Raw genomic sequence first — 16,361 nt, 5'->3', positions numbered from 1 at the left:
GGGTCCCACAGGTCAACTGGCGTTCCCTTGCTGCAACCGGCAGTTGGCCGGGCGACGTCTTTGCGGTCGCGTCTGTGCAGTGCCGCGAACGAACGGGTCATTGGGGATGAGCGAGTACGCATGAACACATGCACAGCACCGTCGAAAACGGTGGCGTACGCGTACAACCCTGACGGGGGGAAGCGTGTCCAACCAGCGTGGCAGAGGTTCTCGAGTTCACCAGGGTGCTTCCGGCGCGCGGCATGCGCGGCGCCGGGCCGCGGCGCGTCCCGGCGGCCCCGCAGCCGCGCAGACCGCGGCCGCCCTGCGGCATGCCGGTGATCGCCCCGATGCCGATCGCCCGGACCTCCCGCACCGCCGCCCAGCTGCCGTCGCAGCGCGGGGGCGCTGACGACGCCATGGCTGCGGGCACCACCGTCGACCACCTCACCGAGACCTATCGCGCCCACTACCGTTCACTGCTCGGCCTTGCGGCCCTGCTGCTCGACGACACCGCCTCCTGCGAGGACGTCGTCCAGGAGGCGTTCATCCGCGTCCACTCGGCCCGCAACCGCGTCCGGGACCCGGAGAAGACGCTGGCCTATCTGCGCCAGACCGTGGTGAACCTCTCCCGGTCCGCACTGCGCCGCCGCATACTCGGCCTGAAGCTGCTCTCCAAGCCCATGCCCGACATGGCGAGCGCGGAGGAAGGGGCGTACGAGCAGTTGGAGAGGGACGCGCTGATCAAGGCGATGCGCGGGCTGCAGCGACGTCAGCGCGAGGTGCTGGTGCTCCGGTACTTCGCCGATATGACCGAGGCTCAGGTCGCCCAGACGCTGGGCATATCCCTGGGCTCCGTGAAGGCGTACGGATCACGGGGCATCGCGGCGCTGCGCGTCGCCATGGAGGCCACGGCGTGAACGGGCACCACAGCCGCCGGGACGGCTACGACGAATACGACGACCACGACGGTCACGACACCCACGACGGCCGTGAGGGATCAGACGGTCAGCGGTTCGGGCTCTTCGGGCCGGACGGACCGATGAGCAACGGAAACAGCGACAAGGGGTCGGATCAGCATGCGAGCGAGGGGCATGTGAGCGACTTGGACGGCGACGGCCTCGGGGCCGACGAGCTGGCGCTGCGCCGGCTGCTGCACGGTGCGGTACAGGACATCCAGCCGGTCGAGGGCGCCCTCGACCAGCTGAGGCGGGCGGTGCCCGCGCGGCGCGCCCGCAGGCGGCAGGCGCTGGTGGGCGTGGCCGCCGCCGCGCTGCTGGTGGGCGCCGCGGTGCCCGCGTTCGTCCACGCGGCGGGCGCCTCCGGCGGCGAGGACACCCGGGCGGTCAACGCAGGGCACGGCGAGCAGGCGCAGGGCGGCATCGGCGCCGAGACCTCCGGCGAAACCGGCGGAGAGACCGACGGCCAGGAGTCCGCGGCGGACAGCGGCGGAAGCGGGCGGAACCACAGGGCCCCGTCCCAGGCGCCCGGCGAGGAGCAGACCGCGGGCAGCACGGACGGCGCGACCGGGGCGCCGGTCGCCCCTCCCGGCACGGCGTCCTCCCCCTCCCCGGCGTGCCAGGCCGCCCAGCTCGGCGTCGCCGCGGCCCAGGCGGCCGCGCCGGACGCCGAAGGCACGGTGTACGGCACGTTCCGCATCGCCAATGTCTCCGACGCCGAGTGCACCGTCAGCACCCCGGGCGCCATCGCCTTCCAGACGGCCGGCGCGGCCGACCCGGCGAAGGTCGACGTCGTCGCGCATGTGGCGGGCGATGCGGCGACCGGCCTGCCGGACCCCGCACAGGAGCCCGGCACGCTCCGGCTGAAGCCCGAGGACGCCTACGAGGTGCAGTTCGCCTGGGTCCCCGCGGACACCTGCCCCAAGCAGAGCGAGCCGGCGCCCGACCCCACCCCGACGGGCGGGGGCTCCACCAGCGGCTCGGGCACCGCGGGCAGCACCTCCGGCGCGGGCGGCGGCGACACGACGACGTCGACCACCACCACGTCGGCGTCGGAGATGTCCGGCCAGACGGCGGAGACCGCCGACGGCGTCGAGCCGCAGCTCACCAGGGAGGACGGCGCTCCCCAGGAAGGGAGCGTCACCGTCACCCACACCCCGGAGGCCGGCGCGCCGACGGCACAGGCGACCGTGCCCAACGCCTGCTCGGGCACGATCTATCACACGGGCGTGCTGCCCGCTCAGTAGCCGGAGGAGTCGGCAGGGCCGCCCGGTGCCCGAAGCAGTGCGAGGACCGCCTCGGGGGTCCACGTCCCCCGGGCCCCGGCGCAGCCGGCCAGATAGCCGGCGGCACGCGCGGCGCTCCAGCCGTGCGCCTGCATCAGCCCCGCGGCCAGATGCCGCAGATACGGGGCCGAGGGCGGGTTCCCCGGCACATCGGCGCGCCCCCACGGGGCCGTGAAGGTCACCACGGGCAGGCCCTCCAGCAGACCCGGGCACACCAGGGTCTCGTACCGGCCGGGACCGAGCCGTGCGCGCCCGTGCGTCAGCACCTCCGTCAGATCGAGGTCCGCGCCGGGCGTCCGGTACATCTCCTGCGCGGCGATGTCCGAGAACTGGGCCGCCGTCAGCAGATGCGCGCGGGCGGGCGTCCCGCCCGGCTCGCCGGGGTCGTAGAACGCCCGGCCGCCGGTCCACACCGCCGACTCCGTGGCGAAGTACAGGCCGCCGGGCAGCACCACCGCCATGGAACGCTCCGGGGGACGCGGGTCACGGCAGCCGGGGCAGGCGCGGGCGCCGCCGGGGGGAGTGCCGCCGGCGATGTAGTGCATCAGGCGGCCCAGATCCATGTTGGAGCCGTACGCCGCGTACCAGACGCGGTCCGGCGGCCGCTCCGGCAGAGCCGAGGTCCGCCCGAGCGGGGTGATGACGCCGCCCGCGTCGCCGGTCATGCCGGCTCCAGACCCAGTTCCCGGTCCCTGGCCGCCTCCGCGTCCCGGCGGAGCAGCCGGAACCACATGAAGAGCACGAAGCCCGCGAAGACGAACCACTCGCCCGTGTAGCCCAGGTTCTGGAAGGCCTTCAGATCCAGTCCGCTGCCCTCGGGGGCGGCGGCCGGGACCGGCTTCAGACCCGGGTCGGCGGAGGTGAGCGTGATCCAGGCGTCGTACACGTCGTCCGGGACCAGATTCACCAGCGACGCCGCGCTGATCATGCCGAGCCGGCCGGGAGGCAGCCCGCCCGCCGTGTGCACGCCGTCCGTGCCGACGGTCTCCGAAGCCTGCAACGCGCCCGTGACCGTCACCTCGCCGGACGGGGCGGCCGGGGCCCGCTCCCCGTCGGCGAGCCAGCCGCGCACCACCGGCAGCGACCTGCCGCCGTCGGTCTTCAGCAGCGTCAGCACATAGCTGCCGCGCTCCCCGTCAAGCTCCCGTCCCGGCACCGTGAACTGCTCGCCGTACCGCCCGGTCGCCGTCGCCGCCCGCCCGGACGTCTCCTTGTCCACCGGCAGCAGGGTGTCGACCGGAACGGCCTTGACCGCGGAGGCGTCCGCGGTCTTCCGCCCGGCCTCCCGGTGGGTGTCGACGCGGTCCTCGAACTTCCCGAGCTGCCAGGAGCCCATGAAGATGCAGAAGGGGATCGCCAGCGCGACGAAGACGTTGATCCCCCACCAGCGGGGCGTCAGCAGGAACCGGTACACGCCTCCACGGTACGGAACGGACCCGGGCCGGGCCCCGCTGGGGTGGCGGGCCCGGCGGGGTCCGGGGCTTGTGGCCCGGGCCCCGCCGGAGGGGGGCCGGAGAACCTACCGTCGCCCCAGGTGCCGCTCCGCGAAGTCGATCTCCTTGGTCACCTGCTTGATCCGCTCTTCCACGACCAGCGACCCATGGCCCGCCTCATAGCGGTACACCTCGTGCACCGCCCCCCGCGCCGCCAGCCGGTCGACGTAGTTCTCGACCTGGCGGATCGGGCAGCGGGGGTCGTTGACGCCCGCGGAGACATAGACGGGGGCGCGGACCTCGTCGACGTACGTCAGGGGGGAGGAGACGCGGAACCGCTCGGGGACCTCCTCGGGGGTGCCGCCGAAGAGCGTGCGGTCCATGGCCTTCAGCGCCTCCATCTCGTCGTGGTACGCCGTGACGTAGTCGGCGACCGGCACCGCGGCCAGGCCCACCGCCCAGTCGTCGGGCTGGGTGCCCAGGCCGAGAAGGGTGAGGTAGCCGCCCCACGAGCCGCCCGAGAGGATGAGCCGCGCCGGGTCGGCGAGTCCGGAGGAGACCGCCCAGGCGCGCACCGCCGCGATGTCCTCCAGCTCGATCAGCCCGACCCGGTGCTTCAGGGCGTCGGTCCACTCGCGCCCGTAACCCGTCGAGCCGCGGTAGTTGACCCGTACGACCGCGTACCCGTGGTCGATCCAGGCCGCGGGCCCGGCGGCGAAGGAGTCGCTGTCGTGCCAGGTCGGGCCGCCGTGGATCTCGAAGACGGTCGGCAGCGGACGGCCCTCGGGCGCATCGGCCGGGCGCTGCACAAGGGCGTGGATACGGCCGCCGGGGCCGTCCACCCAGACGTCCTCGACCGGCACGGACGCGGGCGCCTTGCCGCCCGGCGGGTCGAGCACCACACCGCCCGCGGCGGAGCGCACGGCCGGCGGCTGCGCGGCCGACGACCACAGATACTCGACCGCCCCGTCGGGACGGGCCGTCGCACCCGACACCGAGCCCCTGGGCGTCTCGATGCGGGTCAGGGAGTGGTCGCCCAGGTCGTAGCGCCACAGCTCGCCGCGGGCCTCGAAGCTGTGGCCGATCAGCAGCGCGGAGCCGTCGGCGTACCACTCGGCGCTCACATCGCCGGGCAGGTCGATCGTCAGCGCGGTCTCCCGGCCGGCGGCGACGTCCCAGATCACCGGCTCCCAGCGGCCGCGCCGCTGGTGCGCGATCAGCAGCCGGGCGTCCCCGGCGACGGGGGCGAACCCGAGCACCTCGAGGCCCAGCTCCCTGGCGCCGCCCTCGGTGTCGTCGAGCTCCGCGACGAGCGAGCCTTCGAGCGTGACCACCCGGATCGCGGAGTGCATCGCGTCCCCGTGCTCGGTGTGCTCGAGCGCGACGAGCGTGCCGTCGTGCGAGAGGTCGCCGACCCCCGCCGACTCCCGGTGGCGGTAGATCTCGACCGGCTCCGCACCTTCCCGTACGACGTGGACGGTCGTCCCGTCCTCGTCCGTGGAGCGCCCGATCACGGCGAGGCCGTCGCGCCCTACCGCCAGCCCCGCGGGGTAGGACGGCGCGAGCCCCGGGGCGGCGGGCACATCCTCCCCGCCGCCGAAGGGCTGGCGCATCCACAGCCCGAACTCGTCCCCATCGGTGTCCGAGAACCACCAGACCCACTCGCCGTCCGGGGACAGCACGCCGTCCGTGGTGCCGTTGGGGCGGTCGGTGACCTGGCGCTGCTCACCGGCGGCCCGGTCCCAGGCGTACAGCTCGTACGTCCCGGTCGCGTTCGACACGAAGAGGGAACGGTCGGGCGCGTCCTCGGCCCACTCGGGCAGGGAGACACGGGGGGCGCGGAATCGCTTCTCCCAGTCGGGCATGGGGAGGGTCATGGCATCGCTCATGCCCCCCATGTAACCCGATCGAAACCCGATCAGAGCAGTCAGTGCTCCCCCGGGCCCCCGCAGGGCCGCTGCTCAGGCCGCTCCGTCACGGCAGGCCGGGCATGCCGGCCGTTCGGCGGGCTCGCGAGCAGATGGCGCGGGTCCGCCGCCCGCACGATCGCGGACTCGACCGCGGCCACCCGGTCCGCCAGCAGCCCCAGCGCGGCCACGGCGCGCGCCATCGGGTCGTCCTCCGCCCCGCCGAGGGCACGGGCGCGCACATAGAGCGCCTTGAGCTCCGCCCAGCGCGCCGCCCGCTCCGGCGTGAGCGAGCCGCGCAGCTCCGCCAGCTTGAGGAGATTGGCCTCCGCGCCGCTGGTGAGGGTCTGCGCCTCGCCTGTGTAGTGGTCGTCGACGACGGCGGACAGCTCGGCCTCGTTCATCACCGGGCTGATGCGCTCCGCGATCTTGTTCATATTGCGGTACGAGCCCTGGAGCTGGAACGGCGGCTCGGTGCGGGTCGCTTCGCTCTGTGCGGCGGAGGCGATATACGCCTCGTTGACGGCGAGGACCGTGCGCCGGGCGGTGAGCAGACGCCGCAGCACGGCCAGGACGCGCTCCAGCTCGGCGGGCGGGTACGGATGGACCAGCCGGTCCCGCTGCGCCGCAGGGTCGTCGGAGGCGAGGCGCACCAGCAGATCCAGATCCGCGCGGTCGCGTCCGGCCAGCGGCGCGAGGACCGGGTTGGCGGTCAGCGCGTTCTCGACGAAGCTCAGCGCGAAGACGTCCTCCTTGCCGGTGAGCACCTCGCCCAGGTTCCACACGTCGGCGCGGTTGGCGAGCATGTCGGGGATGCGGAAGCGCTGTCCGGACTCGGTGTACGGGTTGCCGGCCATGCACACGGCGAAGCGCTTGCCGCGCAGGTCGTAGGTGCGGCTCGCTCCGTTCCACACGCCCTCCATCCGGCGCTGCGCGTCGCACAGCGAGATGAACTTCTGCAGCAGCTCCGGCGAGGTGTGCTGGATGTCGTCCAGGTACAGCAGGACGTTGTTGCCCGCCTCCAGGGCGAAGTTGACCTTCTCGATCTCCTGGCGTGCGGTGGCGTTCGGGGCCTCGACCGGGTCGAGGGAGGTGACGCGGTGGCCCAGGGCCGGGCCGTTGACCTTGACCAGGACGAGGCCGAGGCGGTCGGCCACGTACTCCATCAGCGTCGTCTTGCCGTAGCCGGGCGGCGAGACGAGCAGCAGCAGACCGTTGCTGTCGGTGCGCCTGGACTCTCCCGCCGTGCCGAGCTGCTTGGCCAGGTTGTCGCCGATCAGCGGCAGATACACCTCGTCGATGAGCCGGTTGCGCACGAAAGCCGACATCACCCGTGGGCGGTGCTCGTCCAGCCGCAGCCGCTCCCGCTCGGCGGCGGCCAGCGCGGTGCGGCGCTGCTGGTAGGCGCGGAAGCCGGGCGTGACCCGCTCGCGGAAGTACCGGGTGCGGGACAGCAGTTCATCGAGCCGGACGGTCAGCCGGCCGCCCTGCCCGATCCTCGGGTGGCTGCCGAGGAGGCCCTCGACGGTCTCGGTCAGCGGGGCGTCCGACTCATAGCGGACGAGGTCCGGACAGAGCTCGACGGCGACGGCTTCGGGAAGGTCGTCCTCCCCCTCGCCGCCCCGGGCCGCGGTGTACGCGGAGAGCCAGTTCTCCACCAGCTGGCGGCGGGCGTCGAGTCCGTCGAGTCCGTCGAGGTCCTTCTCGTACGCGGGGGTCCCCGCGGCCCGGCGGAACCCCGCCAGCAGCGAGCGCGCGGACGCGGCCGTGACGAAACCCTCGGGGCCGGTCGTCAGCTCCTCGAAGAGGTACTCGGCGCACAGCGCGGCGTCGGCCTCCGTCCGCGCCGCGCGGCCGACCGCCTCCGCCAGCTCCCCGCGCAGCGCGTCGATCGCCGGGGCGAGGCCGAAGGTCTCGCGGGCACGCGCCATCGAGACCGCGCGGCGGGTGAAGTCCTCCCGTCGGGCCTCGTCCGCGCCGTGGGACCAGAACAGCTGGGCGGCGGCCCGTACGGCCGGCGGGTAGCGCAGAGCGCCCGCGGTCCGGGTCAGCCGCAGCAGCGCGCTCAGGATCAGCGTCGCGTCGTGGTCGTGGACGCCGCGCTCATAGCCCTCGTCGTAGGCGGACTGGGCCGCCTCGCGTACGAGGGCGGCCAGGTCGCCGGTCGCGGCGAGCTGCTGTGCGCCGTGCTCGGCCAGCAGGCGGGCCGCCAGGTGTTCGGCGCGGTAGACGTCCGCGTTCTCCGACGGCAGGGACTGGTTCCAGTACGGGCGGGTGTCCGCGAACGCCGGGTCGTCGACGGGCGACCGGTAGTCCGTGCCCGTCAGCGCGAAGGCGAGGCCGTCGTCGCCGTGCGGCACCAGCGTCAGGTCGAACGGCTGCGTGTTCACCGCGAAGCGGTGGCGGCCCAGGAGGAGGGACGCGCCGCCGTCGGCGTACAGGTCGGCGCGGTCGCGCAGCGCACGCGCCGCCTCCTGCCGGGCCGCCGTCAGCCGGCCGGCCAGCTCCTCCGCCCTTACGCCGTCGCCCAGTTCATGCAGCTCCTCCGCGGTGCGGCGGACCTTGGCGACCATCGGGTCGGAGGCGAAGTACGCGCTGACCGCCTCGGCGCCGTCCAGTGCGGCGGCCCGCCTGCCGATGGTCTCCAGCACGCGCACGGCCGACTCCGCGAGCCGCTCCGCGCGCCGGGCACGGGCGTCCTGCAGCGTCTGCTTGCGCGCCGAGAACGCCTCGTACAGCTCGGTGCGGCGGGCGTCCAGCTCGGCCAGGAAGCCGTCGTGCTCGGCGAACCGGGACTCCAGGTTCTCCAGCTGGAGCAGCAGCGCGGACAGCTGCTCGTCGCTCGCCTCCGGGGTGTCGGCGGCGGCCAGCGCGCCCGCCGCCGACTGGCCCAGCAGGGCCAGTTCGGCTGCGAACTCCGCCCGTCCCTCGCTGTCGAGCAGCTCCCGGCGGCGGCCGTCCAGCACGGCCCGCGCCCGGTTGACGCCGCCGAGGACCTCGGCGATCCGCTCCAGGATGGCGGTGCGCACCACGGCGTCGCCGATGTCCAGACCGGCCACCACGTCGGTGACCGTGCGCAGCGCTCCGGCCTGCCCGTCCAACTCGTCGGCGACCGGGGCCGCCTCGGCGACCGTGCCGATCGCGCCCGCCCGCTCGGCCAGCGCCGCCACGTCCCCGTGGTAGTCGTCGAAGGCGTCCTCACGGCTGAGGAACGCAACCGCGCGCTGCGCGAACGACGCGATGTCGGCGTCCGCGTCCGCGGACAGCGCGTCGATACGGCCGGTGTCCGCGTACCGCATCTCCTTGAGGGTGAGCAGTTCGCCTTGGGCGTGGCGGAGTTCGGTCAGCCCGGCGACCCAGCCGGCCGCGCCGCGCGGGGCCTCGCCGCGCATCCGGCGCACCAGCGCGGCGATCCGCCCGGCGCAGCCGTCCAGCGCCTCGGCGGCCCGCGCGGTCAGCGTCTGGACCGTCTCGAACTCTGCCAGCACCTGCTCGGCCGTCGCCCGCATCTCGGCGAGCGGGGTGCGCAGATCGCCCGTCTCGGCGTCGCCGAGCCAGTGGTAGGCGTCGAAGGCGCGGGTGCAGGCGGTCAGCAGCGCCTGGTACACGCCGGTCGCCGGGGTGGTCTCGGCGACGGAACGCGCGAGGGAGAGGCAGTCGGAGATGCCGCGCACGAGGTCGGCGTTGCCGATCCGGGCCAGCGGGCCCTCGCCCGTGGGGCGTGCGGCGGCATAGGTGTCGGAGACGTACGGGGAGAGCCAGCGCTGCAGCGGGTGCACGCGCGCGGGCTCGTCGGCGTCGGCGCGCAGCACCAGAAGCGTGCCGTCCTCGAAGACCGCGTAGCCGTGGCAGGTCAGCGGGGCGGCGACCTCCTTGCGGATGACGTTGTACGGCAGGAGCAGGCTGCGGCCCTCCACGCGCGCGTGGAACGCGTACAGCACGTCCTCGCCGTTGGGGGAGCGCACCGTCCGCTCGAACTCCAGGGAGGCGAGCAGTTCCGCGTCGAGGTCGAAGGTGCGGGCCGTGGCGGTGGCCGCCAGGTAGTAGCCGCCGGGGAAGATGATGCCCTGGTCCTCGGGGAGCCTGCGGCACGCCTCTCCGATGCCGTCGAGGCGCACGACGGTCTTGGCAGCGGTGTTGTAGACGAGGTGGCGGTGGGCCTCCTCCTTGTACGGGCGGATGCGCAGCAGCACCAGCGGGCCCACGCGCGCGTGGGCGACGTCGGCGTCGCCGAGGGACTGCAACGGCTCGTCGACCGGCTCGGAGTAGATGCCCTCGCCGGTCTCGGTGTTGTCCTCGACCTTGACGGTGAGGGTGCCGCCGACCGTCTCCACGAACAGCTCCCCGCCGATGGAGATGTGCGGGTGGCGACCCAGGATGTGGTCGTCGCGGGTGGCCGCGGTCCACTCGAAGTCATGGGACGGCGGGAAGACATGGTCGCGCTCGCCGCGCGCGTCCAGGAACTCGGCCTCACCGGCCGGGCCGATCGCCCAGCGCAGCACACGGATGTCGCCGGCCTTCTCGCCGGTCTGGAACACGGCGAGCAGCTTGCCGTCCACACGGCGCAGCTGGAGCAGATGCGCCTGCCGGTAGTAGCGGTACAGGGCATCGAACTCGCGGAGGAAGGCCGGGTCGTCGAGCAGTCCGGGAACCGCGTCGTCGGGCAGCCGGTTCAGCTCGGCGTCGTGCAGGGCGAAGACGTCGTCGACGGACGTCTGCGGCTTCAGGCCGAGGAAGACGTTGTAGCCGAAGAGGAGGCGGTCCTCGCCGACGGACACGATGTCGCGGGGCACGCAGTTGTTCTCGGTGCGGATCCGCTCGGTGCCGGCCAGCTTCAGCTCCATCGAGCCGAACGTCTCGACACGCCGCGCGTTGAGCTCTTCCGCCCGCCGCGCCAACTCCGCGGCCTGCGCCCCGAGCCGCTCGCGCAGCACCTCGTACGTGCCCGCGTCGAGCTGCGGTGTGGTCTGCGTGGTGGTCATGGTTGACGGTCGCTTCCTGCGAGTCGGTCGAACGGTGTGAAAGGCACTAAGGCACCCCCACGGGGGTTGCCCCCGGACGGGCCGGACATTCCAGCCCCTCCGGCGTTTGAGGAGCGGCTTTACGGGGGTGGAGCCCCCGTAAAGGGGGCTCCGCCGCCGTTACGGGAAGGGGCGGGACCGGGGAACAGAACCCGCCCCTTCCCTCGTCGCCGGGGCCCGGCCCCACCCCCGTTGCGGGGGCCGGGCCCCGGCCCCCGGCATCAGACCTGAACCCTGCCGTTCAGATCCGCCGGGGAGTCCGTTCCGCCGTCGCCGCCGCCCTGGGCGGCAAGCTCGGCGACCGGCATGTCCGCGAGTCCGAGGCGGTCGGCCGCCTCCAGCAGCTGACGGAGCTGCCCGCCGAGCTGACCGGCCGCGCCGCCGGACTTCATCAGCCGCATCAGCAGCGCGGACACGGTCAGGTTCTGCACGTCCCCCGTGGACACGGACCCCAGCACCCGCGTCAGGTCCGCGGTGAAGTCCGCGGAGCCGTCCAGCCACGGCTTGCCGAGCGTCTGCGCGGTCTCGGAGTTCTGCACGAAGCCGTCCACGCTCTTGCCGAGCGAGATCGACGACATCAGCCGGTCGAAGAAGACGGACTCGCCGCCCACGATGGAGATGTCCGCGCTCTCCAGGCCCGCCGCGACCACCGACGCCTGCGCCTCGGCGATCTGCCGCTGTGCCTCCAGGCCGGCCAGCCGGATGTCCTTCTCGGCCTCCAGGCGCAGCCGGTACTCCTCGTGTCCGCGCGAGGCCTCGTCCAGTGCGGCCATGGCCGCCGCCTTCTCGGTGAGGCCCGCGGCCTCGGCCTTCAGCTTCTCGGCGACCGCGGCAGCCTCCGCCGCCCCCTTGGCCCGTACGCCCTCGGCCTCGGCGAGCAGCCGCGCCTGGGCGGCCTCCGCCTCCGCGCGCCCGGCCTTCTCGATCGCGTCGGCCTCCTTCTCACGCACCTGCACCGCCGCGAGGCCGGCCGCGGCCGCCTCCGCCTGGATGCCCTCGGCGAGGCGCAGCTTGGCCTGGGCGTCGAGGTCCGCGGACTTCACCCGGGCCTCGGCGAGGGTGACCTCCTCGGCCGCCCGGTGCACCGCGGCCTGCTCGGCCGCCTCCGCCGCCTTGATGTCCTTGACCAGCTTCTCCTGGGCTTCCGCCTCGGCCGCGATGATGACGGCCTGGCGCTCGCGCTCGGCCTCCTCGACGGCGCGCAGCTTCTTGATGGACTCCTCCTGCTCGGCGACCGTGCGGTCCACCGCGACCCGCTCCCGGATGACCTCCGCGATCTCGCGGCGCTCCGCCTCGACCTCCTTCTCCGCGGAGATCCGGGTGAGTTCCGTCTCCCGGTCGCGTGCGATGACTTCGAGCAGGCGGTCCTTCTCGATCCGCTCGTTCTCGATGGCGATGACGCGCTCGCGGTTCTTCGCGGCGACCTCGACCTCGCGCGTCTGGTTCTCGCGCTGGACGCCGAGCTGCTCCTCGGTCTTGAGGAAGGCGCTCTGGGCGCGCAGCCGCTCCTCCTCGACCACCCGGGCGGTCTCGGCCTCCTCGCGGGCCCGCAGGGTGTCGATCTCCCGCTTCTGCTTGATCTCCGCGTCCGTCTGCCGGCGCTCCAGCTCCAGGATGGCCTCGCGGGCGTCGACGTTCTGCCGGGTGATCTCCTTCTGCTCGGTCTGCCGGAACTCGTTGGTGCGGACGTGTTCGGCGGCGGTCAGCTCGGTGATCTTCCGGATGCCCTGGGCGTCCAGGATGTTGTTGCCGTCGAGCTGGCCGACCGGGGTCTGCTCCAGGTAGTCGATCGCCGCGTCTTCGAGGCTGTAGCCGTTCAGATCGGTGCCGATGACCTCGATGATGCGGTCCCGCAGCTCATCGCGCTTGGTGTAGAGGTCGGTGAAGTCCATCTGCTTGCCGACGGTCTTCAGCGCCTCGGAGAACTTGGCGTTGAACAGCTCCTGCAGCGTGGCCTTGTCGCTGGCGCGGGCCGTGCCGATGGCCTGGGCGACCCGGATGACGTCCTCGACGGTCTTGTTGACCCGGACGAAGAAGGAGATCCGGATGTCGGCGCGGATGTTGTCGCGGCAGATCAGCCCGTCGCGGCCGGTCCGCGAGATGTCGATGGTCTTCACCGAGATGTCCATGACCTCGGCCTTGTGCAGGACGGGCAGCACGATCTGGCCGGTGAAGGTGACGTCGACCTTGCGCATCTTGGAGACGATGAGCGCCTTGCCCTGCTCGACCTTGCGGAAGAGGCGGGTGACCACCAGCAGCAGACAGAAGGCGATGAGCAGGACGACGGCGACGAGCACGCCGACGCCCCAGGAGATGGCATCCATGAGGAATCCTCGGTGGTGAGCGGAGAGCTTGAGGGGGGACGGGGGTCCGGTCGCCGGCGCCTGCTTCCGGCACCGGGTTTGAGGGTTTTGAGGGTCTTGCAGACTCTGACGGCGTTGAGGACCCGTGCTGGTCTGTGTGCCTCGGCCGCCTCAGGCGGCGGACTCGAGGGAGCCGTACGGCGCGACCCAGAAGAACTCGCCGTCCTCGTCGTACGCGTAGAGCAGCCCGGTGGACCCTGCGGTGAGCCCCGTGGGGTCCTTGCGCAGATCGTGTTCGGCCAGTCTGACCTGTACGAGGGCGGTGGCGCCGTCCTCGGCGGCGACCTCTGCCTGGCCGAACGCCGTATCCACCCGTCCGGTGCGGATGGTGCAGGTCAGACCGATGAAGTCCTGGCGCGAAGGTGCACGTTCGTCGGGGAAGAGCTTTGCCAGCGGGTGCAGCAGCCCCCGGGTGACCACCCAGGCGGCGAGCGCCGCGGCGATGAGCAGTCCGCAGGCGAGCGCGGCGTAGGCGCCTCCGGTGAGCCCGGAGCGGCGCAGCGGCACGGCGCCTGCGAGGCTGACGAACCAGCCGGTCAGGATCAGGAGGGACGCCGCCACGGCGACCGGGACTCCGGCGAGTCCGGCCGCGGGGCCCGAGCCCACGTCGCCGTCGAAGGCGTCGTGCTCGGCGGCTCCGAGCAGCACCAGCAGCCAGAAGCCGGCGACGACGACCAGCGCCGCGCTGAACAGGATGGTGGGGAAGGCGAAGGAGGCCGACAGGAACTCGTTCATGTCACTCTCCTTCTTCCGGTGCGTCACCCGATGGGATTTCAGCCATCAGGCCGTGGTGAGGCCGTTGCCGAATTACTGCATCGAGGGGTTCCGTTTCCCCGTCGCCCTTCCATGGTGACAGTGAGGGGCGGTCGTACGCATTGCCGGACTCCGGCAATCTTTACGGGTGCTTAATGCCGGTCGCACCGTGCGGCGCCTGATCCGGAGCGGCGACGGCGACGGCCGCCGCGCAGCCCGTCGGCGCGGGCAGGTCGGCCAGCAGCCAGCCGTTCTGCGGGGCGGGCCGGGGCCCTGTGCCCACATACGTCAGCGTCAGTTCCTCGTTGAGCCCGACTCCTTTCGCCTTCAGCAGCGCCTCCTTGCGGGTCCAGCAGCGCGCGAACGCGGCCGCCAGCTCCGCGGACCGGTCCAGGCGGCCGAGGCTTCTCAGCTCCGTGCGCTCCGCCGAGTGCAGCTGCGCGGCCACGTCGAGGGCCGTGGCGGGGGCGGGGAGCGCCTCGACGTCGATGCCCACGGCCTGCTCGGCGATCGCGATCAGCACTGCGTCGTGGGCGTGGGAGAGCGAGAAGTGGACGGGATCGCCGGGGACATGGGGTCGTCCGTGCGGACCGCCGCAGCTGACGCAGGGGAGGCGTGCCAGCGGCACCTCCCGCGGGGGCAGCCCGAGCCGCTCGCCGAGCAGTTCACGCAGCGCCACATGGGCGACGGCGTAGGTGTCGCGGTCGCGGTCGCGGACGAAGGCGGTCAGCCGGGCGGTCTCCTCGGCGTCGAGGACGTGCCGGTGTGCGAGCGCGTGCGCGCGGTGGTCGGCGGCCAGGCCCGACCACACCAGCTCGACGCCCGGCAGGGGGCGGGCCGGCTCGACCGGTGTGTACGTGCTCATGGACGTGCTCCCTCGCTCACGGTCTCGCCGTGTCCGTCGGACTGTCCGTCTGCCGGGCCGCCGGCCTGTCCGCCACTCTGTCCGGCGGCCTGTGCGTCAGCCGCCGCCGTGGCCGGCGATGCGGCTGCTGCGCGCTGCCTGAGCCGAGCCGTCAGCCGGGTGGCCACCGGCTCGGTGTAGCGGGCGGCCAGTGGTCCGGCGATCACCAGGATCAGCACATACGCCGTCGCCAGCGGGCCGAGCGAGGGCTCGATCCCGGCGGTGACGGCGAGCCCCGCGATGACGATGGAGAACTCGCCGCGTGCGACGAGCGTTCCGCCGGCCCGCCACCGCCCCTTGGCGGAGATCCCGGCCCGGCGCGCCGCCCAGTAGCCCGTGGCGATCTTGGTGCCGGCGGTCACGACGGCGAGGGCGAGCGCGGGCAGCAGCACCGGGGGAATGCTGGCGGGGTCGGTGTGCAGCCCGAAGAAGACGAAGAACACCGCGGCGAACAGGTCGCGCAGCGGGCTGAGGAGATTGTGCGCGCCCTCGGCGACCTCGCCGGACAGGGCGATGCCGACCAGGAACGCGCCGACGGCCGCGGAGACCTGGAGCTGCTGGGCGATCCCGGCGACGAGCAGGGTCAGACCGAGGACGACGAGCAGCAGCTTCTCGGGGTCGTCGCTGGAGACGAAACGGGAGATGAGCCGCCCGTGGCGGACGGCCAGGAACAGCACGAGCCCCGCGACGCCCAGCGCGATGGCGAGGGTGACGCTGCCCGCGGCCAGGCTCACCCCGGCCAGCAGTGCGGTGACGATCGGCAGATAGACGGCCATGGCCAGGTCTTCCAGGACCAGGATGCTCAGGATCACCGGGGTCTCCCGGTTGCCGAGTCGACCCAGGTCGCCCATCACCTTGGCGATGACGCCGGAGGACGAGATCCAGGTGACCCCGGCGAGCACGACGGCCGCGACCGGGCCCCAGCCGAGCAGCAGGGCCATGGCGGCCCCGGGCAGCGCGTTGAGTCCCGCGTCGACGAGCCCCGCCGGATACTGCGTCCTGAGGTTGGAGACGAGATCGCTGGCGGTGTACTCCAGGCCCAGCATCAGCAGCAGCAGGATGACGCCGATCTCCGCGCCGATCGCGACGAACTCCTCGCTCGCGACGAGCGGCAGCAGCCCGCCCTCGCCGAAGGCGAGACCGGCCAGCAGATAGAGAGGGATGGGGGAGAACTTCAGGCGTCCGGCGAGCCGGCCGAGCAGCCCGAGTCCCAGGATGATGGCCCCGAACTCGATCAGGAAGACAGCGGAACCGTGCACCGGATCACTCCCGCCCGAGTATCGCCGCGGCCGCCTCCACGCCTTCGCGGGTGCCGATCACGATCAGGGTGTCCCCGCCGGAGAGCCGGAAGTCCGGCGCGGGGGAGGGGATCGCGGTGGCGCGGCGCAGCACCGCGACGATCGACGCCCCCGTCTCCGTACGCATCCTGGTCTCGCCGAGCAGCCGGCCGTTCCAGTGCGAGGTCGACGGCAGTTCGACGCGCTCGGCGACCAGTCCCAGGTCGGTGGTCGACAGCAGGCTCGGGCTGTGATGGGAGGGCATCAGCGCATCGATCAGCGCCTCCGCCTCTCCGGACGTCAGCTTCACGGACAGCGCGCACTCGTCCGGGTCGTCGCCGTGGTAGGCGTTGAGGATGCGGCCGCCGTCGCGGTGCGCGACCACGGAGAGCCGACGGTGCTCACGGGTCGTCAGGTCGTACCGTACGCCGATTCCCGGCAGCGGCGTACGGCTCAGTCTCGGCGCTCCCACCCGTGTC

General features: G+C 73.0%; 11 protein-coding genes. 2 read left to right on the top strand and 9 right to left on the bottom strand.

Annotated features, from left to right (window positions below):
- Window positions 1–197 precede the first annotated feature (197 nt).
- Entirely contained in the window at window positions 198–899 is a 702-nt protein-coding gene (locus tag QCN29_RS03075; RefSeq protein WP_398859100.1) for a SigE family RNA polymerase sigma factor, read from the top strand.
- Entirely contained in the window at window positions 896–2,185 is a 1,290-nt protein-coding gene (locus tag QCN29_RS03070; RefSeq protein WP_279926073.1) for a hypothetical protein, read from the top strand. The genes QCN29_RS03075 and QCN29_RS03070 overlap by 4 nt, the downstream gene beginning before the upstream one ends.
- On the opposite strand, the gene QCN29_RS03065 is transcribed toward QCN29_RS03070, so the two are convergent.
- From QCN29_RS03065 to QCN29_RS03025, 9 genes are all read right to left on the bottom strand, one after another.
- Window positions 2,179–2,889 carry a histone deacetylase gene (locus tag QCN29_RS03065; RefSeq protein WP_398859099.1) on the bottom strand — a complete coding sequence of 237 codons (711 nt, stop codon included), beginning with the start codon at window positions 2,887–2,889 and terminating at the stop codon, window positions 2,179–2,181. The two genes, QCN29_RS03070 and QCN29_RS03065, sit on opposite strands and share 7 nt — an antisense overlap.
- On the bottom strand, window positions 2,886–3,638 hold the full coding sequence (locus tag QCN29_RS03060) for an SURF1 family protein (protein ID WP_279926072.1): 753 nt from the start codon (window positions 3,636–3,638) through the stop codon (window positions 2,886–2,888). The genes QCN29_RS03065 and QCN29_RS03060 overlap by 4 nt, the downstream gene beginning before the upstream one ends.
- A 105-nt stretch (window positions 3,639–3,743) precedes the next feature.
- Window positions 3,744–5,555: a S9 family peptidase gene (locus QCN29_RS03055; protein WP_279926071.1), complete on the bottom strand. Its 1,812-nt coding sequence runs from the start codon at window positions 5,553–5,555 to the stop codon at window positions 3,744–3,746.
- Window positions 5,556–5,584: 29 nt separating this feature from the next.
- Complete coding sequence (locus QCN29_RS03050) at window positions 5,585–10,546, bottom strand: DNA repair ATPase (protein WP_279926070.1); 4,962 nt, start codon at window positions 10,544–10,546, stop codon at window positions 5,585–5,587.
- A 260-nt stretch (window positions 10,547–10,806) separates the two neighbouring features.
- Entirely contained in the window at window positions 10,807–12,909 is a 2,103-nt protein-coding gene (locus tag QCN29_RS03045; RefSeq protein ID WP_279926069.1) for an SPFH domain-containing protein, read from the bottom strand.
- Between the two features lie 150 nt (window positions 12,910–13,059).
- Window positions 13,060–13,683: a hypothetical protein gene (locus QCN29_RS03040; protein WP_279926067.1), complete on the bottom strand. Its 624-nt coding sequence runs from the start codon at window positions 13,681–13,683 to the stop codon at window positions 13,060–13,062.
- Between the two features lie 160 nt (window positions 13,684–13,843).
- Complete coding sequence (locus QCN29_RS03035) at window positions 13,844–14,566, bottom strand: 4'-phosphopantetheinyl transferase family protein (RefSeq protein ID WP_279926066.1); 723 nt, start codon at window positions 14,564–14,566, stop codon at window positions 13,844–13,846.
- Window positions 14,563–15,864, bottom strand: coding sequence for a cation:proton antiporter (locus tag QCN29_RS03030; protein ID WP_279926064.1), 1,302 nt, complete (start codon window positions 15,862–15,864; stop codon window positions 14,563–14,565). The genes QCN29_RS03035 and QCN29_RS03030 overlap by 4 nt, the downstream gene beginning before the upstream one ends.
- Window positions 15,865–15,868: 4 nt before the next feature.
- Window positions 15,869–16,354, bottom strand: coding sequence for a TrkA C-terminal domain-containing protein (locus tag QCN29_RS03025; RefSeq protein WP_240134380.1), 486 nt, complete (start codon window positions 16,352–16,354; stop codon window positions 15,869–15,871).
- Window positions 16,355–16,361 lie beyond the last annotated feature (7 nt).

The organism is Streptomyces chengmaiensis (assembly GCF_029846775.1).
GTDB lineage: Bacteria > Actinomycetota > Actinomycetes > Streptomycetales > Streptomycetaceae > Streptomyces > Streptomyces chengmaiensis.
The sequence above is the reverse complement of the archived record's forward strand: the minus strand, read 5'-3'. Positions and strand labels throughout refer to the sequence as shown.

What these genes read in the sequence shown, in the direction of transcription:
- QCN29_RS03035 (WP_279926066.1), bottom strand. Translation starts at nt 14,566, where the DNA reads ATGAGCACGTACACACCGGTCGAGCCGGCCCGCCCCCTGCCGGGCGTC.
- QCN29_RS03045 (WP_279926069.1), bottom strand. Translation starts at nt 12,909, where the DNA reads ATGGATGCCATCTCCTGGGGCGTCGGCGTGCTCGTCGCCGTCGTCCTG.
- QCN29_RS03040 (WP_279926067.1), bottom strand. Translation starts at nt 13,683, where the DNA reads ATGAACGAGTTCCTGTCGGCCTCCTTCGCCTTCCCCACCATCCTGTTC.
- QCN29_RS03065 (WP_398859099.1), bottom strand. Translation starts at nt 2,889, where the DNA reads ATGACCGGCGACGCGGGCGGCGTCATCACCCCGCTCGGGCGGACCTCG.
- QCN29_RS03055 (WP_279926071.1), bottom strand. Translation starts at nt 5,555, where the DNA reads ATGGGGGGCATGAGCGATGCCATGACCCTCCCCATGCCCGACTGGGAG.
- QCN29_RS03050 (WP_279926070.1), bottom strand. Translation starts at nt 10,546, where the DNA reads ATGACCACCACGCAGACCACACCGCAGCTCGACGCGGGCACGTACGAG.